Origin of the sequence: Dictyoglomus turgidum DSM 6724, from assembly GCF_000021645.1 — a bacterium.
GTDB classification, from domain to species: domain Bacteria; phylum Dictyoglomota; class Dictyoglomia; order Dictyoglomales; family Dictyoglomaceae; genus Dictyoglomus; species Dictyoglomus turgidum.
In genome coordinates, this window is the sequence record NC_011661.1 from 1,216,581 (window position 1) to 1,240,863 (window position 24,283).

The 24,283-nt window shown below is 32.3% G+C and carries 28 protein-coding genes and 1 rRNA gene; 13 read left to right on the top strand and 16 right to left on the bottom strand.

All coding sequences use genetic code 11. The features are described from left to right. Positions 1-89: 89 nt before the first annotated feature. Genes dxr through rpsB form a run of 8 tightly spaced genes read right to left on the bottom strand, consistent with a single transcriptional unit; the run spans position 90 to position 5,586 of the window. A complete protein-coding gene (gene dxr / locus DTUR_RS06150) occupies positions 90-1,229 on the bottom strand; it encodes a 1-deoxy-D-xylulose-5-phosphate reductoisomerase (protein ID WP_012583558.1) in 1,140 nt (379 codons plus the stop codon). Further along, positions 1,226-2,008 (bottom strand): phosphatidate cytidylyltransferase, encoded by a 783-nt coding sequence (locus DTUR_RS06155; RefSeq protein ID WP_012583559.1) that lies wholly within the window; start codon positions 2,006-2,008, stop codon positions 1,226-1,228. The genes dxr and DTUR_RS06155 overlap by 4 nt, the downstream gene beginning before the upstream one ends. After that, on the bottom strand, positions 2,001-2,735 hold the full coding sequence (locus DTUR_RS06160) for an isoprenyl transferase (protein WP_012583560.1): 735 nt from the start codon (positions 2,733-2,735) through the stop codon (positions 2,001-2,003). The genes DTUR_RS06155 and DTUR_RS06160 overlap by 8 nt, the downstream gene beginning before the upstream one ends. After that, positions 2,698-2,931: a hypothetical protein gene (locus DTUR_RS06165; RefSeq protein ID WP_164931014.1), complete on the bottom strand. Its 234-nt coding sequence runs from the start codon at positions 2,929-2,931 to the stop codon at positions 2,698-2,700. The genes DTUR_RS06160 and DTUR_RS06165 overlap by 38 nt, the downstream gene beginning before the upstream one ends. Beyond that, on the bottom strand, positions 2,928-3,485 hold the full coding sequence (gene frr / locus DTUR_RS06170; RefSeq protein ID WP_012583561.1) for a ribosome recycling factor: 558 nt from the start codon (positions 3,483-3,485) through the stop codon (positions 2,928-2,930). Before frr ends, DTUR_RS06165 begins: the two co-directional genes overlap by 4 nt. After that, positions 3,478-4,227, bottom strand: coding sequence for a UMP kinase (gene pyrH, locus DTUR_RS06175; RefSeq protein WP_012583562.1), 750 nt, complete (start codon positions 4,225-4,227; stop codon positions 3,478-3,480). The genes frr and pyrH overlap by 8 nt, the downstream gene beginning before the upstream one ends. 1 nt (position 4,228) lies before the next feature. Beyond that, the gene (gene tsf / locus DTUR_RS06180) at positions 4,229-4,825 is read right to left on the bottom strand and encodes a translation elongation factor Ts (protein ID WP_012583563.1); all 597 of its coding nucleotides are present in this window, start codon (positions 4,823-4,825) and stop codon (positions 4,229-4,231) included. A gap of 20 nt (positions 4,826-4,845) precedes the next feature. Next, the gene (rpsB, locus tag DTUR_RS06185) at positions 4,846-5,586 is read right to left on the bottom strand and encodes a 30S ribosomal protein S2 (protein ID WP_012583564.1); all 741 of its coding nucleotides are present in this window, start codon (positions 5,584-5,586) and stop codon (positions 4,846-4,848) included. Positions 5,587-5,799: 213 nt separating this feature from the next. Here rpsB and DTUR_RS06190 point away from each other — a divergent pair, with 213 nt between their 5' ends. The 12 genes from DTUR_RS06190 to DTUR_RS06245 all read left to right on the top strand — a co-directional run bounded on the left by DTUR_RS06190 (position 5,800) and on the right by DTUR_RS06245 (position 15,647). Then, positions 5,800-6,096, top strand: a complete 297-nt coding sequence (locus DTUR_RS06190; RefSeq protein ID WP_012583565.1) for a hypothetical protein — start codon at positions 5,800-5,802, stop codon at positions 6,094-6,096. Between the two features lie 150 nt (positions 6,097-6,246). Then, positions 6,247-6,717 (top strand): ribosome maturation factor RimP, encoded by a 471-nt coding sequence (locus DTUR_RS06195; protein WP_012583566.1) that lies wholly within the window; start codon positions 6,247-6,249, stop codon positions 6,715-6,717. A gap of 15 nt (positions 6,718-6,732) precedes the next feature. Further along, complete coding sequence (gene nusA / locus DTUR_RS06200) at positions 6,733-7,815, top strand: transcription termination factor NusA (protein ID WP_012583567.1); 1,083 nt, start codon at positions 6,733-6,735, stop codon at positions 7,813-7,815. Beyond that, positions 7,808-8,104, top strand: a complete 297-nt coding sequence (rnpM, locus tag DTUR_RS06205) for an RNase P modulator RnpM (RefSeq protein WP_012583568.1) — start codon at positions 7,808-7,810, stop codon at positions 8,102-8,104. Before nusA ends, rnpM begins: the two co-directional genes overlap by 8 nt. After that, the gene (infB, locus tag DTUR_RS06210) at positions 8,101-10,077 is read left to right on the top strand and encodes a translation initiation factor IF-2 (RefSeq protein ID WP_012583569.1); all 1,977 of its coding nucleotides are present in this window, start codon (positions 8,101-8,103) and stop codon (positions 10,075-10,077) included. The genes rnpM and infB overlap by 4 nt, the downstream gene beginning before the upstream one ends. Before the next feature lie 2 nt (positions 10,078-10,079). After that, entirely contained in the window at positions 10,080-10,361 is a 282-nt protein-coding gene (locus DTUR_RS06215; RefSeq protein WP_012583570.1) for a DUF503 domain-containing protein, read from the top strand. 17 nt (positions 10,362-10,378) lie between these two features. Then, positions 10,379-10,741 (top strand): 30S ribosome-binding factor RbfA, encoded by a 363-nt coding sequence (gene rbfA / locus DTUR_RS06220; protein WP_164931015.1) that lies wholly within the window; start codon positions 10,379-10,381, stop codon positions 10,739-10,741. Then, a complete protein-coding gene (locus DTUR_RS06225) occupies positions 10,722-11,720 on the top strand; it encodes a DHH family phosphoesterase (RefSeq protein ID WP_012583572.1) in 999 nt (332 codons plus the stop codon). The genes rbfA and DTUR_RS06225 overlap by 20 nt, the downstream gene beginning before the upstream one ends. Continuing rightward, positions 11,695-12,561: a tRNA pseudouridine(55) synthase TruB gene (truB, locus tag DTUR_RS06230; protein WP_012583573.1), complete on the top strand. Its 867-nt coding sequence runs from the start codon at positions 11,695-11,697 to the stop codon at positions 12,559-12,561. The genes DTUR_RS06225 and truB overlap by 26 nt, the downstream gene beginning before the upstream one ends. A 2-nt stretch (positions 12,562-12,563) precedes the next feature. Further along, a complete protein-coding gene (locus DTUR_RS06235) occupies positions 12,564-14,153 on the top strand; it encodes a bifunctional riboflavin kinase/FAD synthetase (protein WP_012583574.1) in 1,590 nt (529 codons plus the stop codon). Then, positions 14,150-14,875 (top strand): biotin--[acetyl-CoA-carboxylase] ligase, encoded by a 726-nt coding sequence (locus DTUR_RS06240; RefSeq protein ID WP_012583575.1) that lies wholly within the window; start codon positions 14,150-14,152, stop codon positions 14,873-14,875. Before DTUR_RS06235 ends, DTUR_RS06240 begins: the two co-directional genes overlap by 4 nt. Further along, on the top strand, positions 14,850-15,647 hold the full coding sequence (locus DTUR_RS06245; RefSeq protein ID WP_012583576.1) for an HAD-IIA family hydrolase: 798 nt from the start codon (positions 14,850-14,852) through the stop codon (positions 15,645-15,647). Before DTUR_RS06240 ends, DTUR_RS06245 begins: the two co-directional genes overlap by 26 nt. Here the strand turns inward: DTUR_RS06245 and DTUR_RS06250 are convergent. From DTUR_RS06250 to DTUR_RS06275, 6 genes are read right to left on the bottom strand one after another with little or no spacing between them, the layout of a single operon-like run. Next, positions 15,610-16,344 (bottom strand): DUF3307 domain-containing protein, encoded by a 735-nt coding sequence (locus DTUR_RS06250; RefSeq protein WP_012583577.1) that lies wholly within the window; start codon positions 16,342-16,344, stop codon positions 15,610-15,612. The two genes, DTUR_RS06245 and DTUR_RS06250, sit on opposite strands and share 38 nt — an antisense overlap. Beyond that, positions 16,329-17,444 carry an HD-GYP domain-containing protein gene (locus DTUR_RS06255; protein ID WP_012583578.1) on the bottom strand — a complete coding sequence of 372 codons (1,116 nt, stop codon included), beginning with the start codon at positions 17,442-17,444 and terminating at the stop codon, positions 16,329-16,331. The genes DTUR_RS06250 and DTUR_RS06255 overlap by 16 nt, the downstream gene beginning before the upstream one ends. Beyond that, entirely contained in the window at positions 17,428-19,263 is a 1,836-nt protein-coding gene (locus DTUR_RS06260; RefSeq protein WP_012583579.1) for a CHASE2 domain-containing protein, read from the bottom strand. The genes DTUR_RS06255 and DTUR_RS06260 overlap by 17 nt, the downstream gene beginning before the upstream one ends. A 9-nt stretch (positions 19,264-19,272) precedes the next feature. Then, on the bottom strand, positions 19,273-21,033 hold the full coding sequence (locus DTUR_RS06265; RefSeq protein ID WP_012583580.1) for a FecR family protein: 1,761 nt from the start codon (positions 21,031-21,033) through the stop codon (positions 19,273-19,275). A 52-nt stretch (positions 21,034-21,085) separates the two neighbouring features. After that, on the bottom strand, positions 21,086-21,853 hold the full coding sequence (locus DTUR_RS06270; RefSeq protein WP_012583581.1) for a type III pantothenate kinase: 768 nt from the start codon (positions 21,851-21,853) through the stop codon (positions 21,086-21,088). A gap of 2 nt (positions 21,854-21,855) precedes the next feature. Further along, positions 21,856-22,575, bottom strand: a complete 720-nt coding sequence (locus DTUR_RS06275; protein WP_012583582.1) for an ECF transporter S component — start codon at positions 22,573-22,575, stop codon at positions 21,856-21,858. Positions 22,576-22,725: 150 nt separating this feature from the next. On the opposite strand from DTUR_RS06275, the gene DTUR_RS06280 reads away from it, so the two are divergent. Next, positions 22,726-23,274, top strand: coding sequence for a 5-formyltetrahydrofolate cyclo-ligase (locus tag DTUR_RS06280; protein WP_012583583.1), 549 nt, complete (start codon positions 22,726-22,728; stop codon positions 23,272-23,274). A 128-nt stretch (positions 23,275-23,402) separates the two neighbouring features. Here the strand turns inward: DTUR_RS06280 and DTUR_RS06285 are convergent, their stop codons facing one another. Both DTUR_RS06285 and rrf read right to left on the bottom strand, forming a co-directional pair. Then, positions 23,403-23,915, bottom strand: a complete 513-nt coding sequence (locus DTUR_RS06285) for a TlpA family protein disulfide reductase (RefSeq protein ID WP_012583584.1) — start codon at positions 23,913-23,915, stop codon at positions 23,403-23,405. A gap of 218 nt (positions 23,916-24,133) precedes the next feature. Beyond that, a 5S ribosomal RNA gene (gene rrf, locus DTUR_RS06290) occupies positions 24,134-24,250 on the bottom strand. Positions 24,251-24,283 lie beyond the last annotated feature (33 nt).

Sequence of the window (24,283 nt, forward strand, 5' to 3'; positions counted from 1 at the left end):
TTCTATCTCTCCTTCTAATTCAAAATCATAATAATACATCAATCTTCCATCTTCCTTAACTTCTATTTTTTTTATCATTTTCCATTTTCTCATAGGTTATACCCCACCTTTTGCTTTATTAGATTTTTGATCCAGTTTTTAATGTATTCAATTTGTTCAAGATTTTCAATTTCTTTAAATTCTTTCCAGGACTCTAATGCATATTTGATGAAAGACACTATGTCTTTAAAATTAATAATACCCTTTATAAAAAGTTCCACCAAAACTTCATCAGATATAGCAAATATAGCAGGATAGACTCCTCCTTTCTTACCCACTTCATAAGCCAGTTGTAAAGCGGGAAACTTATCATAATCCACATCGTAAAATTCAAGTTTCTGGTTCTTTAAATCAAAAGGACTCCATTTTATTTTGGGTCTTTGAGGATAGAATAAGGCGTACTGTATTGGTATCCTCATGTCTGGATATGCCATTTGGGCTATAATAGAGCCATCCACAAGCTCTATCATACCATGTACAATACTTTGAGGATGAATCATTACTTTAATAGAGTTATAATCAAAATTAAAGAAGAAATGAGCTTCAATTACCTCTAAACCTTTATTTACTAAATTAGCAGAATCAATAGTAGTTTTGTATCCCATTTTCCAGGTAGGATGTTTCAATACTTCTTCTAACTTAGTTTTTTCCATTTCTTCTCTTGACTTATTCCAAAAAGGACCTCCTGATGCTGTTAAAATTATTTTTTCAATATTCTTCTTCCTAAAAGAGTTTATCAATTGAAATAAAGCACTATGCTCGCTGTCTATAGGTATAAGTTTTGACTTTGATTTTTTTAACCACTTTTTTATTAAATCCCCGCATGCCACAACAATCTCCTTAGTAGCAATAGCAATATTTGCACCTCTCTCTATGGAAATTTTCAAAGGATAAACTGCTTCTATACCTGAAATAGACATTATTACAAGATCTGAATCTAAGTTTGCAAGTTGTTCTAATCCTTCTTTACCATAAAAAGTCTTTGCATTATAAGATAAAGAAAAAGGCTTATTGTCAAATAGGGCAACATAAGGTACCTTGAATTTTTCTGCAATTGCTTTTAATTTGTCAACGTTACCCTTTGAGGCTACTCCTATGAGTTCAAATTTATCTTTATTTTTGTCTATAATTTCAAGGGTTTGCGTCCCTATTGAGCCAGTTGCTCCAAATATGATTATCCTCTTTCTCATAATAGCTTTAATATATAAAGCATATAATAAGTTGTTGGAGCTATAAACATTAGACTATCAAATCTGTCCAAAATTCCCCCATGCCCTGGTAAAAGAGAAGAAGAATCCTTAGTACCAATTTCCCTTTTCAACATAGACTCTACAAGATCGCCAAGTTGTCCCATTATTCCAAGGGTGACCCCAAGAATAGCAGGTAAGAAATATCTTTCATAATATATACCTCCAAAAATCAAAGCCACAATTGCCGACGAAATAATCGCAGCTAAACTACCCTCTATGGTCTTGTTAGGACTTATGGAAGGAGCAAGTTTATGCTTTCCAAAAAATTTTCCAACAAAAAAAGCAGCCGAATCACCGATCCATGTGATTAATATTATTAAATAAGTAAGCTGTTTCCCTAAGGGTAAGTTTCGTAAGACAATTAAATACCCTAATAAGAGAGGTATATAGAAAAAACCTAAAAAGGTTAGTGAAATCTCTATTATAGAGTGTTCTTTTTTTATAAGTTCGTAAATTAAAATTGAAAGAATTAGCAATGGAAGAAAAATTCTCATTGCCCATCGAGTTTCTAAGTATAAAAAGAGAAGGTACAAAAAACCAGCAATTATGCCTTCTAATTTTAAGGTTTTATGTCCCTTTTTTTCAAGAAGATTATAAAATTCGTATAACCCAAAACAGGCTATAATTTCTACCAAAATAAAAAATACCTGATCCCCTAAATAAATATACCAAAGTATTAAAGGAATTCCCCAGAGTGCTGTTAATATTCTCTTAAGCATTATTTTCTAATCCACCAAATCTTCTTTTTCTTTTAGCAAAATCCAAACAAGCCATTCTTAAATCTTCTTCATTAAAATCAGGCCAATACTTGGGGGTGAACCACAATTCGGTATAAGCTATTTGCCAAAGAAGGAAATTACTTATCCTATACTCTCCACTGGTTCTTATTAAAAGATCTGGTTCTGGTAAATCATAAGTAGATAAAAAAGATGAAAATAAGTTTTCATTTACATCCTCAATTTTTAAATTATTCTCCTTTACCTGTAATGCAATCTTTTTTACTGCTTCTAAAATATCCCATCTTCCACCGTAATTAAGAGCAACAGTTAAAACTTTATCTTTACCATTCTTTGTTTCCTCAACCACATAATTGATTCTTCTTTGGAGATAAGTTGGTAGTTCATCCAAATTTCCTATTACTTTTAACCTTATTTTATTTTTCACAAGCTTATCCTTGAATTTATCTATACTTTCATCAAGAAGTTGCATTAACCCTTCAACTTCTTCTCTTGGTCTCCTCCAGTTCTCCGTAGAAAAGGCAAAAAAAGTCAAATAATTAATCCCCCAATTAAAAGCTATTTCAGAAATTTTCTCGACCACTAAAGCCCCCTCTCGATGTCCTATTAATCTTGGAAGGTTTCTTTCTTTTGCCCATCTACCGTTTCCATCCATTATGAAAGCTATGTGTTTAGGTAATTTCTCTTTTGGAACTTCTATCTCTTTCATGCTTTATTTCTCTTTCTTCATAATTTTCATAGGAAAGAATAAAAAACCATTTTTCTCCATCGTATCTTTCAGAGACAATTCTCAGATCACCAAAAGCCTCATTAGAATTTGAGATATAATTTAGTTCATACTCAACCTTATTTTTTGGTAATTCTTTCATCACATCTTTGAACCTCATACCAATATAAGTCTTCATACTTCCATAATTTCCTTTTCCTTCATTTCAATTAACTTTTCTATTTCCTCTATAAACTTATCAGTGATTTTTTGTAGTTCCTCTTGAAGTCTATAAAATTCATCTTCTGAAATTTTACCTTCTTGTTTTTCCTTCTTGAATATTTCTAAATAATCTCTACGGATATTTCTTATAGCAACCCTTCCTGTTTCGGCTTCTTTATGTACTATTTTCACAAGCTCTTTTCTTCTTTCTTCTGTTAAAGGTGGAAATACCACCCTAATAACTTGACCATCATTTTGTGGAGTTAACCCTAACTCGGACTTAAGAATTGCTTTTTCAATTTCTCCAATAATACTTTTGTCCCATGGTTGAATTAATACTGTTCTACCTTCCGCAACCTTTAAAGTTGCTACTTGATTTAACGGCATCATATTTCCATAATAAGAAACTTTTATCTCATCAAATATGCCAACCGACGGTTTCCCTGTTCTTATGTTCTGAAACTCTTTTTTAACAACCTCCACAGCTTTTTTCATCTTTTCTTCTATCTCTTTAAAGTGTTCCTTACCCATTTTCTCCCCCCTTATCCGGAATAATTTCCACATCCCCAATATAAGTTCCCACTTTTTCTCCTAAAATGACCCTTTTAAGGTTTCCTCTAACGGACATATTAAAAACAATAATAGGTATTTTATTGTCCATACATAAAGAAACCGCTGTTGCATCGAGAGCTTGAAGCCTCAATTTTAAAAATTCGATAGGCTCAATAGTCTCAAACTTTTCGGCGTCAGGATATTTTAGTGGATCTTTATTATAAACCCCATCAACTTTTGTTTCTTTTAAAATAACTTCTGCTTTTATCTCTGCAGCTCTTAAAGCTGCTGCTGTATCGGTAGAGAAGAATGGATTTCCTGTTCCTGCAGCAAATATAACTACTCTACCTTTTTCTAAGTGTCTTATTGCTCTTCGCCTTATAAAAGGCTCTGCTATTTGCCTCATCTCAATCCCTGTTTGTACTCTAGTAATTACTCCCATCTTTTCTAGCATATCTTGGAGAGCAAGAGCATTTATTGTGGTTGCAAGCATGCCCATGTAATCTGCTGTAACCCTATCTATTCCCAAGATTTTACTCTCTCTACCCCTAAAAAAATTTCCCCCTCCAACAACAACTCCTATTTCAACTCCAAGATCGTGAACTTCTTTAATATCTTCAGCAATACTCCTTATACAATCTGGATTTAAACCAAAGCCTTGTTCTCCACTAAAGGACTCTCCACTAATTTTTAAAAGAATACGTTTGTACTTCGGCTCCATATCACTCTTCCCCTACTACAAAACGAGCAAATCTTCTTACTACTATATTTTCTCCTAATTTAGATATGGCTTCCGTTATTAAGTCTTTAACTTTTATTTCTGGGTTTCTAACAAAAGGTTGTTCTAATAGACAAACCTCTTCGTAAAACTTTTCTAACTTTCCTTCAATTATTTTTTCTATTACGTGCTCAGGTTTGCCTTCATTCCTCAGCTGAGTTCTATATATTTCCTTTTCCTTTTCTATAACCTCGGGGGGTACATCTTCCTTACTCACATATTGAGGATTCATCCCTGCAATTTGTAAGGCAATATCTTTTGCAAGTTTTCTAAATTCATCGGTTCTTGCAACAAAATCTGTCTCACAATTGATTTCTACTAAAACTCCTAATTTATCTCCCGTATGTATATAAGCCTCAATTATACCTTCTTTTGCAACACGACCTGCCTTTTTAGCAGCTTTTATAACACCCTTTTCTCTTAGAATTGTAACTGCCTTCTCCATATCTCCATTAGCTTCTTCTAAGGCTTTCTTAGCCTCCATAACACCTGCGCCTGTTCTCTCTCTAAGTTCTTTTATCATTTCAATAGTAATTTCCATATCGCTTCAACCTCCTGAAATTATGATATCTCTGATTGGAGATCCTCATCTTTAAGCTGTAAATCTGCTTCTTTTTCTCTTAAGTCTCTTCCCTCTAAAATAGCATCAGCTATTTTGGAAGTAATAAGTTTAATTGATCTTATCGCATCGTCGTTTCCGGGAATTGGATAAGTAATCAACTCAGGATCACAATTAGTATCAACAATAGCTATAATTGGTATACCAAGTTTATTAGCCTCTTTTACAGCAATCTCTTCTCTTTTAGGATCTACTATGTATAAAACATCTGGGATTCTCTCTATACCCCTTAAACCATCGAATACTTTTATTAACTTTTCCAATTCTCTATTAAGCCTATTTGCCTGCTTTTTAGGCAGTTTATCAAAGTAACCATTATTCTTTAGTTCTTCAAGTTTTATCATGTAATCAATACGGGATTTTATGGTGGTAAAGTTTGTTAACATACCTCCTAACCATCTTTGATTAACGTAGAAAGCCCCACATCTTTTAGCTTCTTCCTCAATAGTTTGTTGAGCTTGCTTTTTAGTCCCTACAAAGAGAAAAGTCTTTCCTTCTTTTGCCTGTTCCTTAGCAAACTCATAAGCTTCTTCAAGCTTAACTAAGGTTTTTTGTAAATCAATGATGTGAATACCATTTCTCTCCGAAAAAATATACTCTTTCATTTTAGGGCACCATCTCTTGGTTTGATGCCCAAAGTGTACACCAGCCTCTAAGAGTTGTTTCATTAAAATATGTGCCATATCACACCTCCATTTTGGTTTTTTCCTCCCCTTCTTTCATCTTCTCTTGGGACTTCATTAAGAAGCACCGCCAAGAGAATCCAGAAGGGTGAGTTTTAAAACATTCAGAAAAAAGTATACCACGAAGAATAAGGGTTTACAATACTATTTTAATGAATTTTAATTTATGGTATACTTTCTTTAAAATTATTTTAAAGGAGATGGTACTAAAAATTGACCAATTTCCCTATTTATGTTGTATACGTATGGAAAAAAGATGATAGTATAGATAAATTAGATCTCCCAATAATTGCTATAGGAAATCCGCGGGAAATTTTGCTTCTTTGCCAAAGGATATTAGCTCCTAAGTCAACTATTACTGAATTTTTTCAAGAATATAAAAGTTATGCTCAAAAGATGGGATATGATACCCACAACTTAGAACTTTTATCTTTTTTGAAATTACTCTCTAAAATGAAGATTATTGAGCTTTATGAAGTTCCTAAGGAAATTTTTAGTAGTGATGGTTAGATTTTTAATTTTTTGTAAAATTTTTATTGCTTTTTATTAACATTTAGGGTATACTTATATCAGTAAATTTAAAGTTTTAAAGAAAATTTTTGGTATAAAAAGTGGGAAAACCCACTTTTTATTTTTAATAGGAATAGGAGATGAGAAAAAATGAAAGATCAAATATATATGGAGCTACTTAAAAAATTAAAAGATATTGTGGAGCCAATCTGTGAGAAGTACTCTTACGAACTTGTAGATCTTGAATATAGAAGGGAACCTCATGGTTGGGTTCTAAGGGTATATATTGATAAGGTTGGTGGAGTTACAGTGGAAGATTGTGCCTATATCAGTGAGAAAATAAGTAAAGAATTAGATATAAAAGATCCAATTCCTCATTCTTACATTCTTGAGGTCTCATCTCCTGGATTAGATAGACCATTAAAAAGAAAGAGAGATTTTGAAAGACATATTGGAGAAAAAGTAAATATTACACTATTAGAAGAAATTGAAGGTAAGAAGAAAGTAGAAGGGAAAATATTTAAGGTTGACGAAAAGAATGTTACCTTAAAAGTTGATGATTCTCTTATGGTTATTCCAATCGAAAAAATAAAGAAGGCTCTGCTTATTGTAGAATTTTAAGGAGGATGATATCTTATGAAGTTAGGAGAAGATTTTTGGGTTGTATTAGAGCAAATAATTACAGAAAAAAAACTCGATAAAAATGTGGTTTTAGAAGCTTTAAGAAAGGCTTTGCTCTCTGCTTTTAAGAAGGCATATGGTACCAGTAAAGGAGCAAGGGTAGAGATTAATTTTAATAAACAAGAAATAAATATTTATGTGGTTAAAAAGATAGTTGAGAAGGTTAATGACAATATTTCAGAAATAAGCCTTGAAGAAGCTAAAAGTTTAAAGCCCGATGCTAAAATTGGAGATGAAATAGAAATAGAGATAGAACCACAAGAATTTGGTAGAATAGCGGTTCAAGTGGCAAAACAAGTTATAATGCAAAGCCTCAAAGAGGCTGAAAGAAAAATTCTTTATGAAAAATATAAAGCAAAAGAAGGAGAACTAGTTAATGGCACAGTGGTAAGAGTAGAAAAGGGAAATGTATATGTACGTTTTCCTGACATTGAGGCAATCCTTCCTGTAAAAGAGCAAATTCCAGGGGAAGAATACTGGATTGGAAGAAGACTTAGAGCATACCTTTTGGAAGTAAGAAAAACCACAAAAGATCCGTTAGTAATCCTTTCCAGAAGTCATCCTGGATTTCTAAAAAGACTCTTTGAATTAGAAGTTCCAGAAATTAGGGAGGGTACAGTAGAAATTGTAAGCATAGCTAGAGAGCCTGGAATGAGGTCTAAAGTTGCAGTTTATTCTCATCTTCCAGAAGTTGATCCAATTGGAGCATGCGTAGGGTATAAAGGGGTTAGAATTCAGAATATTATTAATGAGCTAAATGGAGAAAAGATAGATATTGTGCTATGGAGTAAAGATCCTGCAGAATTTGTTGCAAGAAGTCTTAGTCCTGCAAAACCCCTTTCCGTAGAGATAAGAGAAGACGAACATAAAGCTATTGTGATAGTTCCTCCCGATCAATTTTCTCTTGCTATAGGGAAAGATGGACAAAATGTAAGGTTAGCTGTTAAACTAACATCTTGGAGAATTGATGTAAGAACTCCAGAACAATATGCAAAAGAGAAGGAAGAAAAAGAAAAGGTGGTAGAGAAGAGTGAGTAAAGGTAAACATATTCCTTTAAGAACGTGTATAGGATGTGGAGAAAAAAAGCCTAAAAGGGAACTCTTGAGGATAGTTCGTGGAGAAAATAATTCTATTTTTTATGATCCGACAGGAAAAGCTTCGGGTAGAGGAGCATATATATGTCCAAAGATAGAATGTCTTGAGCTTGCTATTAAAAAGAGAGCTTTTTCGCACGCATTAAAGTGCGAAATTTCTAAAGAAGATCTAGAAAGAATCAGAGAAGAATTAGAAAGAGAAATCACAAAACGGGGGGAGATGGTAGTATGAAAAAGAGAATATATGAATTAAGCAAAGAATTAGGAATTGATAATAAGGACTTATTGAAGATATTAGCAGATTTAGGAGTCAATGTGAAGTCAGCATTAAATGTTATTGATGAAGAGGTGGAAGAAATTGTAAAAGAACTTGTTTTAGGAAAAACCGAAATTACAGAGGAAAAAGCCGAGAAACCAGAAACTCCCCCCGTGGAAAAGGAAGAAAGAAAAGTTCAAGAAGAAACTGTAGAAGTTATAGAACTACCAAAAGAGGAGAAGAAGGAAAAAGTTCTAAAAATACAAGGTAGTATGAGGGTAAAAGACTTAGCAGAAGCTCTTTCTATATCTCCTACGGAGCTTATAATGGAACTTTTAAATATGAAAATTTTGGCCAATGTAAATCAAATGCTCGACCCAGATATCATAAAAGAATTAGCAAAGAAGCATGATTATAAAGTTGAGGAAGTAAAACCACAAGTAAGTTTAAAGAAGAAAATCCTTTCTCCCGAAGAAGAAGCAAGATTAAAATCACGTCCTCCTGTGGTAGTAGTAATGGGACACGTAGACCATGGTAAAACTACACTGCTTGATGCAATAAGACAAACAAAAGTAGCAGAAAAAGAGTATGGAGGAATAACGCAGCATATAGGTGCATCAATGGTAGAACATAATGGAAGAAAAATAGTCTTCCTTGATACACCAGGACATGAAGCTTTTACTGCTTTAAGAGCTCGTGGAGCTCAAGTTACAGATATAGCAGTTCTTGTAGTTGCTGCTGATGATGGGGTTATGCCTCAAACAATTGAAGCTATTAATCATGCTAAAGCGGCAAATGTACCTATAATTGTTGCTATAAATAAGATAGATAAGCCAGAGGCAAATCCTGAAAGAGTAAAGCAGCAATTATCAGAATACGGACTAATACCTGAAGAATGGGGTGGAGATACTATAATGGTTCCCATTTCTGCTAAGAGAAAGCAAGGAATAGACCAGCTTTTAGAGATGATATTACTACTTTCAGATATATTAGAGCTAAAAGCAGATCCAGATAAACCTGCAAAAGGAGCAATAATAGAAACGAAAATGGATAAAGGTAGAGGTCCTGTTGCTACAGTGATAATTCAAGAAGGAACTCTCCGATTGAGGGATGTATTTGTAGCTGGAAATGTAATGGGAAGAGTAAGAACTATGTTTGATGATAAAGGTAGACCACTAAAAGAAGCTCTTCCTTCCTGGCCAGTAGAAGTCTCAGGTTTTGATGAATTGCCCCAAGCAGGTGATATATTAGAAGTTGTAGAAAATGAAGAAGTTGCAAAGGCAATTCTTGAGGAGAGAAAACAAAAGAAAGAAACTTCCAATATTGAAGTTTGGGGACTTGGAGAGAAAATTTTGCCTATTATTGTTAAAGCGGATACTCAAGGTTCTTTAGAGGCAATATTGCAAACTATTGATAAGATGCATACAGAGGATATTACCATAAAGGTGATACATTCAGGCGTCGGCGGAATAACAGAAAGTGATGTAATGCTTGCTTCAGCCTCAAAAGGGATAATAATAGGTTTCAATGTTAGACCTGACTCAAAAGCTCAACAGGCAATAGCTAAAGAGAAAGTCATAGCTAAAACCTATAGAATAATTTATGAGATAATTGAAGATCTCCAGAATTATATTAAAGGTCTTAAAGAACCCCAAATTAAAGAAGTAATAATTGGAAAAGGCGAAGTCAAAGCAACCTTTAATGTACCAAAAGTAGGAACCGTAGCAGGAGTTTATGTAAGAGAAGGTAAAATCCAGAGAAATGCTAAGGTTAGGTTGATAAGAGATGGAAAAATAATATATGATGGAAGAATTGCTTCGCTTAAGAGATTTAAAGATGATGTGAATGAGGTATTAACTAACTTTGAATGTGGGGTTGGGTTAGAAAACTTTGGTGATATTAAACCTGGAGATATATTAGAAGTTTATGTTCTACAACAAACTCAATAGAAATGTTGATAGGTGTTTGTAGAGTCATCATATCCATACCCGATAGCTTCTCGCTTAAGGAAAAAAGAAAGGTCAAAAGAAGTATTGTGGATAGAGTTAGAGCAAAATTTAATGTTTCTATTGCAGAGGTAGATTCTCAAGAGATATGGAATGAATTAGTCCTTGGAATAAGTATGGTTTCTACAGAATCAAAACATATATATGAAGTAATGTCGGAGATAATAAAATTAATAGAGGAACAAAAAGAGGCTGAACTAATAGATTACGAAATTGACATCTTATGAAACAGGGAGTGATTGAAATGAGACAAAGGCAAGAAAGATTAAGTGCTCTAATACGACAAGAAGTAAGTGAGATTTTACTTAGAAGAGTAAAAGATCCAAGAATTTCTTCTTTTTTAGTTATAACAGGAGTAAAAATGAGCAAGGATTTGAGATATGCTCATATATACGTAAGTGTCTATGGGTCTGAAGAGGAAAAAAAACAAACCATGAAAGGTTTAGAAAGTGCAAAAGGTTTTATAAGGAGTGAGCTTGGAAAAGATTTAAGAATAAGATTTGTTCCTGAGATATTCTTTGAACTTGACGATTCTCTTGAAAAAGGTGATAGGATTTTGAGAAAACTAAAAGAATTAGGACTTGAAGATGAAGAATATTCGGAATAAGACATTAAGGGTGTTAAAAACAGTAATTGAAGAGAATCAGGATTTTATTTTATTTACTCACCAAAATCCTGATGGAGATGCTATAGGATCAGTTCTTGCCTTTTACTACTTTTTAGAAGAATTGAATAAAAATCCGACAATTTATATGACGGGGGTTGTTCCCTATTTTTACGAGTTTTTATTAAAAAAAGAGGTAAAAATTGTGAAAGAGATAGATAGAAAATATGAGGTGGGAATAGTTTTTGACTCCAGTGACAAAAATAGAATTACTGAAGAATTTGATATATCAGAAAAGGTAAAAGTCCTTATAAACATAGACCATCATCCAACAAATAGTAATTTTGGAAATATAAATATTGTTAACCCTAAAGCAGCTTCAGTAACTGAAATAATCTCTGATATTATTAAAAAATTAGGATATGAAATTTCCATAAATGTTGCCGAATGTATCCTTACTGGATTAATAACAGATACTGGCAGTTTTAAATTTTCTAATACTAATTATAAGTCTTTAAAAATAGCAAGTGATCTCGTAAAAAAAGGGGCTAATATTTCAAAAATCTCAAAAGAAATTTATGAAAAAAGAAAGATGGCTTCATTAAAATTAATGGGAATTGCTCTGTTAAGACTGCAATTATACAGGAACATAGGATGGAGTTTTATTGAAGAAGAAGATATGAAGGTTAATGGTGCCTCTCAAGAGGATATAGAAGGCATAATTGACCTTCTAAGAACTTTAAAGGAAGCCGATTTAGTAGTTCTTTTTTATCCTTATAATAAAGAAAAAATAAAAGTTAGTCTAAGATCAAAGAAAGATAGCATAGATGTAAGTAGGTTAGCTCTCAAATTTGGTGGAGGAGGACATAAAGAAGCAGCAGGTTTCCAAATAGACAAAACTCAGATGAATTCCTACGACGATTTTATAAAAAAAATAGACTCATATATAAACTCCGATGAATGGGTTTATACTCATAAATAAGCCACCGGGAATAACTTCTTTTGATGTAGTAAAAAAAGTAAAAAGACTTTTTAAAGAGAAAAAAGTAGGACACATGGGAACATTAGATCCCAGGGCATGTGGACTATTAATAATAGGATTGGGAAAATATGTAAGATTAGAGGAATATATTTTAAGACTTCCCAAGACTTATATAGTGGAAATTTTGTTTGGAGTTTCTAGTGACACTTATGATAGGGAAGCCTATAGTTTTTTTTATGAAAAGGAAAAAAAACAAATTGATTTAAGAGAGTTAGAAGATGTCTTAAAATATTTCATAGGAGAAATAGAACAAACTCCTCCTCCCTACTCTGCCATCCATATTGACGGAGAAAGAGCTTACAACTTGGCAAGAAAAAACATATCCATAAATCTTCCTAAAAGAAGGGTTATAATATATGAATCCAAAATTCTTGATTTTAATAAAAGTATGAACAAAGCGTTAATTGAATTTAAAGTCTCATCAGGAACTTATATAAGAAGCCTTGTAAACGATATAGGCAAGAAGCTAAACATAAAAGCGTTAGTATCCTTTTTAGTACGAACTCAAATAGGACACTTATCAGTAAATCAAAGTGTTTCTTATAGTAAATTAAAGGAGACGGAGATAAATAATTTATTACTATCCCCTATAGAAGTATTAAGTTTCCCGGTTTATCAGACTTCTAAAGATGAAGAAAAAAAGATATTAAATGGAAATAGCATAGAATCAAGACTTTTCCAAGATGGAGAGTATGTCTCTCTGATCAATGCTCAAAATAGGTTCATAGCAGTAGGTAAAGTAATAGGAAATACAATAAAACCTGAGAAGGTATTCCCTTAAAAATGGAACTCTCAAAATATATCAAGAAAGTCAAATTAAATAAATTAGAAGCCAAAGAAAAATTTGTTATAACCATAGGAGTTTTTGATGGCTTACACTTAGGACACTCTTCTATTGTAGATGAGTTGGTTAATAATGCTTTATTAAATGGATTCAACTCTGGAGTAATTACCTTTGAAAATGCCTTTTCTCAAAACCTTAAAAAAATTTCTTCCTTTTTGTTAACCTATGATGAGAAAATAAACCTTTTATCTTTAAAAGGAGTCGACTATTCTATTATTCTGCCTTTTAGCAAAGAGATTAAAAATTTATCTTCAGAAGATTTTATTAAAGTACTTTTAAATACTATTCCCATTTCATGTATATGTGTAGGAAGTAATTTCTTTTTCGGAAAGGATCGAATGGGAAATATTAACACTTTGTTAAGTCTCGGAGAAAAATATAATTTTAATGTAAAAATTGTTCCCTTAGAAAAGGGAAACTCAGATATTATCTCAAGTAGTCATATTAGAAACCTGCTTCTCAACGGAGAGATAAATATGGCTAATGATCTTTTGGGATATAAATACTTTATTAATGGTGTTGTAGAAAAGGGAGATAACTTAGGGTCTAAAATAGGATTTCCAACAGTGAATGTAAAATATAATAAAGAGAAGTTAATACCAAAGGCTGGTATATACAAGGGAAAAGTAAAAATAAAAAAGAATATTTATAATGCAGCAATCTATATAGGTAAAAGACCAACTTTCCATGGGAAAGAATTAAGAGTAGAAGCCTACATAATAGACTTTAGCGATTACTTATATGGAGAAGAAATTGAAATAGCTTTAGAAGATTACATAAGACCGGATCAAAAATTTGATTCCATTGAGGCACTTAAGAGACAAATTCAAAAAGACTTACAAGCAATAGAGGATAAGATTAAAAAGGAGGAAAACAATATAAAGATTATAACCATAGATGGAACCGCTGGCTCGGGTAAGACTACAATAGCAAAATTTATAGCTGAAAAACTCAAATTTGATTATATTGATAGTGGAGCTCTATACAGAGCAGTAGGACTTATTACCAAAGAGAAAAATCTTTCTACTGAAGAGGAAATTATAGGATTTCTCTATCAAAATCCTATAAAATTTAATTTTGAAGACAAAATATTCAGAGTCTACATCTCTGATAGAGAAATTACATCTATGATAAGAACAGAAGAAATAGGAAAATACGCCTCCATAGTAGGTAGAATGCCAAGAGTAAGAGAATTTCTGACTTCTTATCAAAGAGAGTTTTTGAGAAAAGTAAAAAAAGGACTTGTTCTTGAAGGAAGAGATAGTGGTACAGTAGTTTTCCCTAATGCAAATTTAAAGCTTTTTGTCAATGCAAATATAGATATAAGAGCCCAAAGAAGAGCAAGGGATCTAAGTGAAAGGGATATTGAGAGAATTAAAAAATATATAATTGAAAGAGATAAACAAGACATGAATAGAGATATTGCTCCTTTAAGATTTCCTAATCATGGATATTTTATTGATAATTCCGAATCCCCTTTAGAGGAGATCTATGACAAAATAATATCCTTGTATCTCAAAGCTCTATGAGGTTAATTATTTATTTAGATAAACTAACCTCTACTATGGACATTGCCCACATACTCGCTGAAAAAGGGTATCCTCATGGAACAGTTATAGTGGCAGAAGAGCAAACTCAAGGTAGAGGAAGATTTGAAAGAAAATGGTATTCTCCAAAAGGTGGATTATGGTTTTCCATAATACTAAGGTCCAAAGACCTATTAATTCAGAGCAGCTTTTTAGGGATAATTATAGGAGTATCAGTTTTGGAAGTTTTGGAAAAGTTCTTAAAAGATATTGAGTTAAATTTTAAATGGCCTAACGACATTGAATATAACGGTAAGAAGGTTGCAGGAATACTAATAGAGAGCATTTATGAAAAAGAATTGAAATATATAATAGTAGGAGTTGGAATAAATTTGTTGGTAGATCCTAATGATATTAAAGATTTAAAAGCCTTCTCTCTTAGAGATTACATAACCACTTATGATAAAAACATTGTCCTTATAGAAGTTCTTGAGAAATTAGAAACAAACCTAAATGGTTTTCCTCACAATTGGAAAGAAATCTTCAACTTTTATAAAAACAAATTTCCCTATATTGGAAAAGGAGTTTTTATAAGAAATAAAAATCAAAAAGCCAAGGTAATAGATATGACTGAAGATGGAGGTATTGTGTTGCTTACTGACAATAAAGTACAAAAATATGAATGGGGAGGAGTTAGTCTTGAGTTTGAAGGGACTTCTCATTGATTTAGATGGATCCATATATAAAGGAAATACTTCTCTACACTATAGCAGAGAGTTCATTGAGTTTCTAAGAAAAGTGAATATAAAGTTTCTATTTCTCACAAATAACTCTACTCAGTTACCTATGGATTATGTGAACAAATTAAGAAACATGGACATTGAGACCAAAGAGGAAGAAATCTTAACTTCTGGGATTGCTACTGCTATTTACCTATCAAGTTTAAAAAATGTTGGAAATGCATATGTTATTGGAGAAGAAGCCCTTAAAAAAGCTATAATAAGTGTGAATTGGAAGGTTTTAGAAGACGCAGATTATGTGGATGCTGTAGTTGTAGGACTTGATAGAAGCTTTAATTTTGAAAAGCTTAGAAAAGCCAACTACTTAATAAGGAATGGAGCTAAATTTATAGCCACAAATCCTGATAAGACATTCCCTATGGAAAACCGCATAGATCCAGGTGCAGGGTCTCTTGTGGCAGCTGTTTCAGCGGCTTCGGAAAAAAAGCCCATTGTAATTGGTAAGCCTTCTCCATATATAGGAAAAATAGCTCTATCAAAATTGGGGTTAAAAAGCCATGAGGTTGGAATAGTTGGAGACAGACTAGATACAGACATACTCTTTGGAAAAAGATTAAAAATTAAGACTTTTCTTGTCCTTACTGGAATCTCAAAAAGAGAGGATATGGAAAAAAGTAAGATTAAACCTGATTTTGTCTTTGAAAATTTAGAAGAAATGACTATGTTCCTAAAAGGTTATTTAGAAAATAAATCATAGAAAATATGAAAACAAAGTCATATAATACAATTAGAAATATTGATCCCACACCTTTGTAATTCTTATTGGCTAAAATTTCTAAGATTCGCAGCATTAAAAATACAATTAAAGAATAAAAGAAAGAGAATTTATAATATACAAAAAATATCACCGACCTAAATAAAACTTCTAAATATTTAGACTTTGTTGAAATTCCTTCTTTACCAAAAAAATTTTTAATCCCGAAAGTTTTTACTATATAGAAATAGAATATGGTTCCAGCAAAGCTTACAAAGAAATAACCTATTCCAAGTAATATGTAATAATCGCTGTTGTAAAATCTCTCAATAAATCTAAGAGATTCTGGTAGACTTAAATATAGTACTCTGTTTCCGGAAGGTAAAAGAAAAACCAGCATTAGAGATAAAAAATGCTTAAACTGATCCAATAAAAACTCTTTTAAACCATCCTTTGATAAGAAATTTCTGACCTTCGAAACGTCTATTAGAGTATGAATAGAAAACAAAAATATTAGAAAAATCACTGCATCTAAATATCTCAGGTAAGGAATAGAAAGAATCACAGAAATAAGAAAATAAATTCCAGTATGAGCCAGAATTCCGTATGGAGTAGATCTTTTAAATTCAAATATTTTATTAGTCTGAAGGGGAAAATCGGCTATTAAATGAGCTAAAAACAATCTTAAGAACCAAAACAAAATAGTTTCCCCCTTTGATATAAGCTATTAAGAATGTTTACGATATAAGGGTCAAAATGGACTCCAGATAAACTATTGATTTCTAATAAAGCTGAGTGAACATCTAATCCTTTTCTATAGGGTCTATCAGAAGTTAAAGCATCAAATACATCTGCTACTGAAATTATTCTGCCCAAAAGAGATATATTTTCTCCCTTTAAACCTTTAGGATATCCACTTCCATCATATTTTTCATGATGCTCTTCTACTCCAGGAAGGATCTCCCTCAAAAGGTCAATAGGCTCTAAAATTTTTTTACCAATGGTTGGATGTTTTTTTATAATCTCTATTTCCTCAAGAGTTAGCTTACCTTTCTTGGTAAGTATACTTTCCTCAATACCAATTTTCCCGATATCATGCAATAAACCTGACAATCTGACTTTTTCTATAAAATCGGTAGAGTTATCTATTTCTTTAGCTATCAAGATAGCAATTTCAGAAACTCTCTTAGAATGGCCATGAGTATATGGATCTTTTGCATCAATAGCACTTACAAGAGACTCTATAGTGTCAAAGAAAAGAGTTTTTAGATCTTGATAAAGCAAAGCATTTTTAATGGCTATAGAAGCCTGATTTGAAATTGCTTGTAAAAGTTTTAAATCGCTTTTAGTAAACTTCTTATTGTCCTTCTTATTAATCACTTCCATAACTCCAATGATTTCACCCTGATGTACTAAGGGTACACAAATTAGTGCTTTTGTCTTAAAAGAAGTCAAAAAATCAAATTTAGGGTTAAATAAAGGATTAGTTTCCACCCTATTCTCAATAATTGGTATTCCAGTTTCTGCCACTTTTCCAGCTATACCCTCCCCTACCTTTATGGAATATCTCTTTATCTCCTCACCTTTTTCTCCTAAAGCCACCTCAAAATATAGTTCTTCTTTATTCCTATCCAATAGCAAGAGAGAACAAGCTTCAACATTTAAATTCTCCTTTACCAAACTCATAATAAGATCCAACAACTCATGAATATCTAATTTTGAATTAATTTTAGAACTAATATTCAGAAGTAAAGACAAGTCTTTAATTTTATTTTCAAAATATTTAAGCTTTCTCTTCATCTTTTAAAATTCCTGTAACTTTATAAATATGCACAGGTCTTTCTTTACCTTTGATATTTACATAACCCAAATCTTCTATCATAAATTTATCCTTAATTCTCTCATATGTATTTTCACAGATAAGAATTTCTCCTCCTTTAGCTATACTTTCAAGACGAGATGCAAGATTAACAGTACTTCCTATAGCAGTATATTCTATCTTTTGAGAAGGTCCAACAATTCCTACAAGAGCTTCTCCTGTAGCTATTCCTATCCCTACCTCAAATTTTGGATATCCTTTTAGTTCCCAGTTCTTTTGTAATTCTTTCAATCTACGCTGAATCTCTAAGGAGGAATAAACTGCCCTCTCTACAAAATCTCCATAATATATGGGTGCTCCAAATATCGCCATAATTGCATCACCCATAAACTTATCTACTGTTCCTCCATATTTAAAAATAACCTCTATCGCTAAAGCAAAGAACTCATTTAAAATCTCTACTATTTCTTCTGGTTTCCTTAGATCAGAATAGTAAGTAAAATTTCTTATATCTGCAAAAATTACACTTATGTTGCTTCTCCTTGAATAGACGACAGTTTTATGGTTTAACTCGAGTAATTCATCAATAATACGTGGTGAAATAAATCTTTGAAATAGATCTCTTATTCTTCTTTTCTCTTTTTCTTCCGAAGTAAGATCATATATGAGATTTGAGAGATAAGAGACAGAGGCCCCTATTGGAGGTATATAATAAGGTAAGAGAATATTATGTTTTAGAAAAGTTATGTTAGTAAAGATGAAATATAAAGCTATCATAAGAGTTAGGATGAAAAATCTTAAAAAATTACCAAAACTCACTGGCAAAAATAGAGGAAATATACTTAATATAAAGGAAATAAAAAAAGTTAAAACGTCACTATTTAATAGGTGAATAAAATCTTTTTTAAGTAATGTACCAATAGAGTTTGCGTGAATTTCTACTCCAGGCATCTTGCCTAATCGGACTCTGCTACCTTTCCTAACATACCCGGAAAATGGAACAAAATAGGTATCATGTAATGCTTCAGTGGTAGCCCCAATTAAGACTATTTTATCTTTAAAAACAATAGGGTCAAAATTACCGTTAATTATATCCACAAAAGAAAAGTAAGGATATAAATAAGGTCCTCCTCTGTAATTGATTAATATTTTATTATCTTTCTTAAGAATATTTGCAACATTTTTTAAATATTCCTCCGGGGTTATATCTAAGAACTCACAACTTACTAAGAGTGGAAAGGAATACCAATTATTGTCAAACACATTCTCAATTAATGAAAAACGCCTAATAAAACCATCATTGTCGTACTCATGATTTACAAGTCCAACCTTAGAGTATCTTGAGAAAATGTCTAACGGAAGAAATAATCTCTTTATAGAACCAAACTTAGGATTATCGGTTATAGTATAAAAGGCAGCAATTATTATTCTGTTATTGGTTTTTAATAATTCAGAAAATACCTTATCTGAATCCTTATTGGATTTGATATCAAAATATAAGTCAAAGGCAATTACCTTAGGGTATTCACCTAATTTTTCTATTAAAGTCTTATAAATTTTTCTATCCCAAGGAAAGTTGCCTAGCTCCTCAATTGAAGAATCATCTATACCAATTATTACTATGGGATCTGTTATTTCCTTTTCTCCTCTGAGAGAGAATCTCAAATTAATAGAACTTAGTTCTAAGTTATATAACCAATGTATCTTAAATATGAAAATTGTAAAAATTATACTTGAGATAGTTATTAAAACTCTTGTGTATAGTTTTTTATCCCTAATAATAAATTTAATTCTTTGCACTTTTCTCTATCATAGTCTTATTTTTGTAGTCAAGTAGTATATATCCTTAGGATTTCCATCTGAGTCATAGATTCTTTTAACAGTTAAAATAGCATCTACATTCTGGGCAATAGGATATATCATATTTAATACAAATATAGTATTGTTGTTTATAAATTGAAAAGGTGAAGAAATATTATCCTGTTCATAGGAGAGACTTGCTCTTAATCTTTCACCTAAGCTAAGATTTAAGTTACCATACAAGTTAGGCATTTTATAATCATAGGATTCGTATCTCATGCTTAAGGAAATTATATGTAGTATATTTGAATCAAAACCTAAAATTAAACCATTTATTCTTTTTATAGAATCTGTTATGGTAGGCAGTAGTCCGAGGATTTTATTTCTCTCATAGTATGCATCAAAATAGCCAGGAGTAAAGTTATCAGAGTAGCTTAATCCTTGAACATATAATATCGAATTAAGGGTAGGAACAGACATTTGTAAACCTAAGGCAAAACCATTCTCAGAAAGTACTCTCTTATCCTCTAAAGAAATACCATCGTGAATAACCCTCTGTGCAAAAGTTAAGTAACCTATTAGATTTTTTGTAAAATAATATCCAGCATCTATCCCAACAATACCTTGTCTTTTAGATAAATCACTGTCCAAATCAAACATACCATTTAAGCCAATTTCTAATCTGCTTAGCGGTCTGTAGAATAGTCTTAAAGCATAAGTAGAGGTGATATTTTCGCCTCTATTAAAGGGAGAGGGAAATAGAGTTAAAACACCACCTTTCTTAGGATCTTCTAATCTTAAAACTATGCCATCCATTTCATAGGTGGAGTACCTATCAGCAATTAGTCCATAACCCAAATTAAAACTATCAATCGTTCCATATCTAAAACCTAACCATGGAAGATTTAATTCTCCATATTTAACTTTTGCTTGAATATAACTTATATCTTCCCCATTAGTATAAAGAGAAAGATCTAACCCTAACTTTAACGCTCCAAAGGAAAGTTCAGGAGTTAAAGATAATTTTGTCAAGACTAAAGTATCTCTTTTATAGAGCCCATAATCTAAACTATTACTAAGAATTGAAGCTCTTTGTACTTTTTCTGATTCAGGAGTAGTTTCTTTCTTCTCTTCCTTCTTCTCTTCTTTCTTCCCTTCCTCATCAAACCTTTCTATCTCTTTTATCTCAGAAGGCTCCGAAGGCGGTTCATCAGGTTTTACCACGCTTTGAAATCCTTCTTTTACTTCTATAGTTTTATCTTTTGCAGTAAGGAAGACTATTCCTCTTAAAGTCCAAATTTTTGTTGTTCCATCTTCTGATACTTCCTGAATCCATTCCGTTCCTCTTACCCCAGCCACAGCTGTAGGAGTCTGAATTTCTATTCTTTCTCCCTGAGACAAAAGTCTTTCTACTGTTGCCCATATTTTTCCTATAAGCAATTTGAATATGGAAATCTCTTTTTTAGTGTCTTTCTCATAGTCTAAATTTAAAATATCAAGTTGGGTATTCGAGCCAAGCTTCAATGTAGATTTATCAGAAAACTGTAAAATAGCCTGAGAATTTTGTTGTACCCATACTTTATCTCCTGATGTAAGTTCCATCTTTACCTTAGCAGGAAGCCACAATTCTGAAGTTAGTTTTTTTACATACACATTCCCTTTTATATATGTGATTATGGCTACCCTTGGTTTAGGAGAATCTTGAGAGAACGCCAAGGAAAACAAAAAAATTAGAAAAACTAATACAAAAGTTATAAATTTTTTACTCATTTCCCCACCTCTATTTTAAAGTTTTATTAAATTAAACTTTAGTTAGATTATATCACAGATTTTTTAAGTAGAGGTAATACAATCCTTTTAGAGTAAGATATGGATCTATATCTTTTTCTTTTAAATATTTGGTATATGGAACAATCCTCTTTGCCCATCCTCCCGTACTCACAAGAACTGGTTTATATTTCAATTCTTTAATTTGTCTTTCAAGAATACCATCTACTAATCCAGCAAAACCATAGACAATACCTGCTTGAATAGCTGATATGGTATTTTTCCCCAGAGAACTTTCAGGGGCTTTTATATCCACCTGGGGAAGTTTAGCGGTTTTCTCAAAAAGAGCGAAAGCTGAAGTACCTACACCGGGGGCTATAGCAGCCCCCAGAAATTTTTTCTTTTCTACTACAGAGAAAGTAGTGGCTGTTCCAAAATCCACTGCTATACCACAGTGCCCATATTCTTCAGTTATAGCAACTACATTACAAATTAAATCTGCTCCTACCTCTTTGGGATTTTCTGTCTCAATAGATATTCCAGTTTTTATTCCTGGTTCTACTACAAAAGGAGGCTTTCCAAAAAGATACTTTATAGCATCAATAAAGGCAGAAGTTAAGGAAGGCACCACCGAGGAAAGAGCAACCCCTAAAATATCCTTTTCTTGCAATTTTTCTCTTTTTAGGGTCCACTCAATTATTAAAGCATACTCATAACTTGTAGAGAACTTTTTGGTCTCAAATTCATAGTGGGATACTATTTTATTTCCATTAAAGTAAGCTAAATCAATATTTGAATTACCAATGTCAATGGTCAAAATCAAGCCTAATCACTCCCTTTAAGGAATCTTTCTATAGCTAAAACAATGGGAGGACATATTATAGTAGCTAAAATAGCTTCAGGGATTCCTTGAACAATTCCTATGGTAATAATAACTTGAATAGGAAAAATTTTAGCTATAGCTGCAAGTCCTAAGGTACCAATGGTGTTAGTGATACTTCCTAAAAAAGAAGCCACACCAAGTCCTACAATTTTTGTTTCTTTTTCTTTTATAAGAAACGTTATTAAAATCGAAACCAAAAAAGCAATGAGCGCTATTAAGAAACTATACTCTATGGGATATAAAACAAGCGAACTTGAGAACCACTCATTGAGTATAAAAATTCCCGAAAGATATAAAAATGAAAATACTACTATGCTAATAATTATTAGAGCATAATTTTTAATTCTTTTTTGAGAATTGGTATATCTCATAAAAAAACTGTAAACTAAACCAGCTATTATTCCTATAAAGGGTCTTGCAGGGAGAAGTACCCAAAAAGGAGCAATATAAGAGAAGTATAAAACAGCAGAAAATCCAAACATTAAGCCTGCTAATGCCCCTATCCATGGACCTAAAAGAACACCCGAAAGAATAACAGGAATGTGCATGAGAGTCGCAGCTCCAGCAGGTGTTGGAACAGTTATGTATCCTATACGAGTAAGTCCCATGATTAGAGTTAAGGCAAGGAAGATTGCGGAAAGTGCAATTTTCTTGGATTTCATTTTTATACCTCCCTTCCAGCTCCCCAAAGGGGATGCCGTTTTGATTATTAAAAATCTTTAACTCCTTAAATTTGAGTCCTGCGACCCTTAGGTCTACAGGCTTATATGTATTATAATAGAAAAACATAAAAAATAAAAGGAGTTTAAAAGATGAACTTGGACAAGAAAATGTTAAGAATAGAGCTAAGAGAAAAAAGGAAAAAAATAGAGAATAAAGAAGAAAGATCCCATCAAATATTCCACAATTTGGAAAGACTTCTTATATGGAAAGAGGCAAAAATTATAAATACCTATGTGTCCTTAGAAGAAGAGGTAGATACAAAGTTTATAATCTATCATGGACTAATTGAAAGAAAGAGAATCTTCTGTCCTATAATTTACAAAGAAGAACTAAAATTTGGGGAGATATTTTCTTTTAATGACTTGAAAAAGGGAACATTTGGAATATTACAACCTGAAATTCCTACAGAGATAGATGTCTTTGATCTAATAATCGTACCTGGAATAGCTTTTGACAAGAAAGGATACAGATTAGGATATGGGAAAGGATATTATGATAAATTTCTGAGTAGAACAAAAAAAGGAATAAAAATAGGCCTCATCTTTGATGATCTCCTTTTAGAAGAATTACCTCATGAAGATCATGATCAAAAAGTAGATATAATAATAACGGAAAATAAAGTTATTGAGATAAAGTAATTTCTATTGAATCCCTATACAGGATAAGCATAAGAGAGTACTATTCCTGAAGACTTCTATAACTTCACTTCTTAAGAGTCCGATATAAATAAATATGCCTACTAAAATTATAATTAAAATTCTCAGAGTTAGTCTTTTAACCATTTTTCCAAATCCTTTTTAAATTCTTTTTCTGGTAATATACCTAGATATATCTTTCTCACTACGAACTTTTTATCAATTAAAAAAGATGTAGGAATAGCTAATATGTTATAAGCATATCCTACACTTCCCTTTTTGTCAGAAAGAACAAGAAAACTCACATTGACATTCTTTAAATAATCCCTAAGAGCATTTATATCACTATCAAGGCTAACTGCAACTATTTTAAATTTTTTATCCTTGTACTCTTTCTGTATTTTATCTAACATAGGTACCTCATATCTACAAGGAGGGCACCAAGTAGCCCAAAAATTTAATAATATTACGTTTCCCTTAAAAGAAGAGAGAGAATATTGCTTACCTTTAATGTCAGGCAAAGTAAAGTCCAGTGCTGGTGAATTTTCTGAGATCTGTGTCTGTTTAGGGTATATCGATGTTGTTAGAAAGAATACCATAAAGATAAATAGGATCAGGAATTTAAGGATTAAAGATTTTCTCATATTTAATTTTCACCTCCTTATAGAATAAAACTTCCAGGCGAGGTAGGGGGTGATGGGTGAGGGGGGAAGGGGACCCTCGCCTGGAAGTTTCGTTAACAAACTATTCTTGATTAAAATCATATACCACAATTTTATTTTTGTCAAGATTCCTAACATAATTTCTGATAAAAACTTTTTAAAAAAATTCCCAAATAAAACAAAAAAAAGGGAGGAAGGCTCTCTGGCGATGACCTACTCTCCCACCCCGTCGCCAGGGTAGTACCATCGGCGCTGGAGGGCTTAGCTTCCGTGTTCGGAATGGGAACGGGCGTTTCCCCTCCGCTCTAATCACCAGTAGCCTTCCTCCCTCTCCTTCTTCCATAACTCCC

Coding starts and splice junctions, on each gene's coding strand:
- tsf (WP_012583563.1), bottom strand. CDS start 4,825: ATGGAAATTACTATTGAAATGATAAAAGAACTTAGAGAGAGAACAGGC.
- truB (WP_012583573.1), top strand. CDS start 11,695: ATGAATGGGTTTATACTCATAAATAAGCCACCGGGAATAACTTCTTTT.
- DTUR_RS06275 (WP_012583582.1), bottom strand. CDS start 22,575: ATGAAATCCAAGAAAATTGCACTTTCCGCAATCTTCCTTGCCTTAACT.
- DTUR_RS06195 (WP_012583566.1), top strand. CDS start 6,247: ATGAAAGATCAAATATATATGGAGCTACTTAAAAAATTAAAAGATATT.
- DTUR_RS06160 (WP_012583560.1), bottom strand. CDS start 2,735: ATGAAAGAGATAGAAGTTCCAAAAGAGAAATTACCTAAACACATAGCT.
- DTUR_RS06225 (WP_012583572.1), top strand. CDS start 10,722: ATGAAGAATATTCGGAATAAGACATTAAGGGTGTTAAAAACAGTAATT.
- DTUR_RS06255 (WP_012583578.1), bottom strand. CDS start 17,444: ATGAAGAGAAAGCTTAAATATTTTGAAAATAAAATTAAAGACTTGTCT.
- rpsB (WP_012583564.1), bottom strand. CDS start 5,586: ATGGCACATATTTTAATGAAACAACTCTTAGAGGCTGGTGTACACTTT.
- DTUR_RS06280 (WP_012583583.1), top strand. CDS start 22,726: ATGAACTTGGACAAGAAAATGTTAAGAATAGAGCTAAGAGAAAAAAGG.
- DTUR_RS06215 (WP_012583570.1), top strand. CDS start 10,080: ATGTTGATAGGTGTTTGTAGAGTCATCATATCCATACCCGATAGCTTC.
- frr (WP_012583561.1), bottom strand. CDS start 3,485: ATGGGTAAGGAACACTTTAAAGAGATAGAAGAAAAGATGAAAAAAGCT.
- nusA (WP_012583567.1), top strand. CDS start 6,733: ATGAAGTTAGGAGAAGATTTTTGGGTTGTATTAGAGCAAATAATTACA.
- pyrH (WP_012583562.1), bottom strand. CDS start 4,227: ATGGAGCCGAAGTACAAACGTATTCTTTTAAAAATTAGTGGAGAGTCC.
- DTUR_RS06265 (WP_012583580.1), bottom strand. CDS start 21,033: ATGAGTAAAAAATTTATAACTTTTGTATTAGTTTTTCTAATTTTTTTG.
- DTUR_RS06165 (WP_164931014.1), bottom strand. CDS start 2,931: ATGAAGACTTATATTGGTATGAGGTTCAAAGATGTGATGAAAGAATTA.
- DTUR_RS06235 (WP_012583574.1), top strand. CDS start 12,564: ATGGAACTCTCAAAATATATCAAGAAAGTCAAATTAAATAAATTAGAA.
- infB (WP_012583569.1), top strand. CDS start 8,101: ATGAAAAAGAGAATATATGAATTAAGCAAAGAATTAGGAATTGATAAT.
- DTUR_RS06285 (WP_012583584.1), bottom strand. CDS start 23,915: ATGAGAAAATCTTTAATCCTTAAATTCCTGATCCTATTTATCTTTATG.
- rbfA (WP_164931015.1), top strand. CDS start 10,379: ATGAGACAAAGGCAAGAAAGATTAAGTGCTCTAATACGACAAGAAGTA.
- DTUR_RS06240 (WP_012583575.1), top strand. CDS start 14,150: ATGAGGTTAATTATTTATTTAGATAAACTAACCTCTACTATGGACATT.
- dxr (WP_012583558.1), bottom strand. CDS start 1,229: ATGAGAAAGAGGATAATCATATTTGGAGCAACTGGCTCAATAGGGACG.
- DTUR_RS06155 (WP_012583559.1), bottom strand. CDS start 2,008: ATGCTTAAGAGAATATTAACAGCACTCTGGGGAATTCCTTTAATACTT.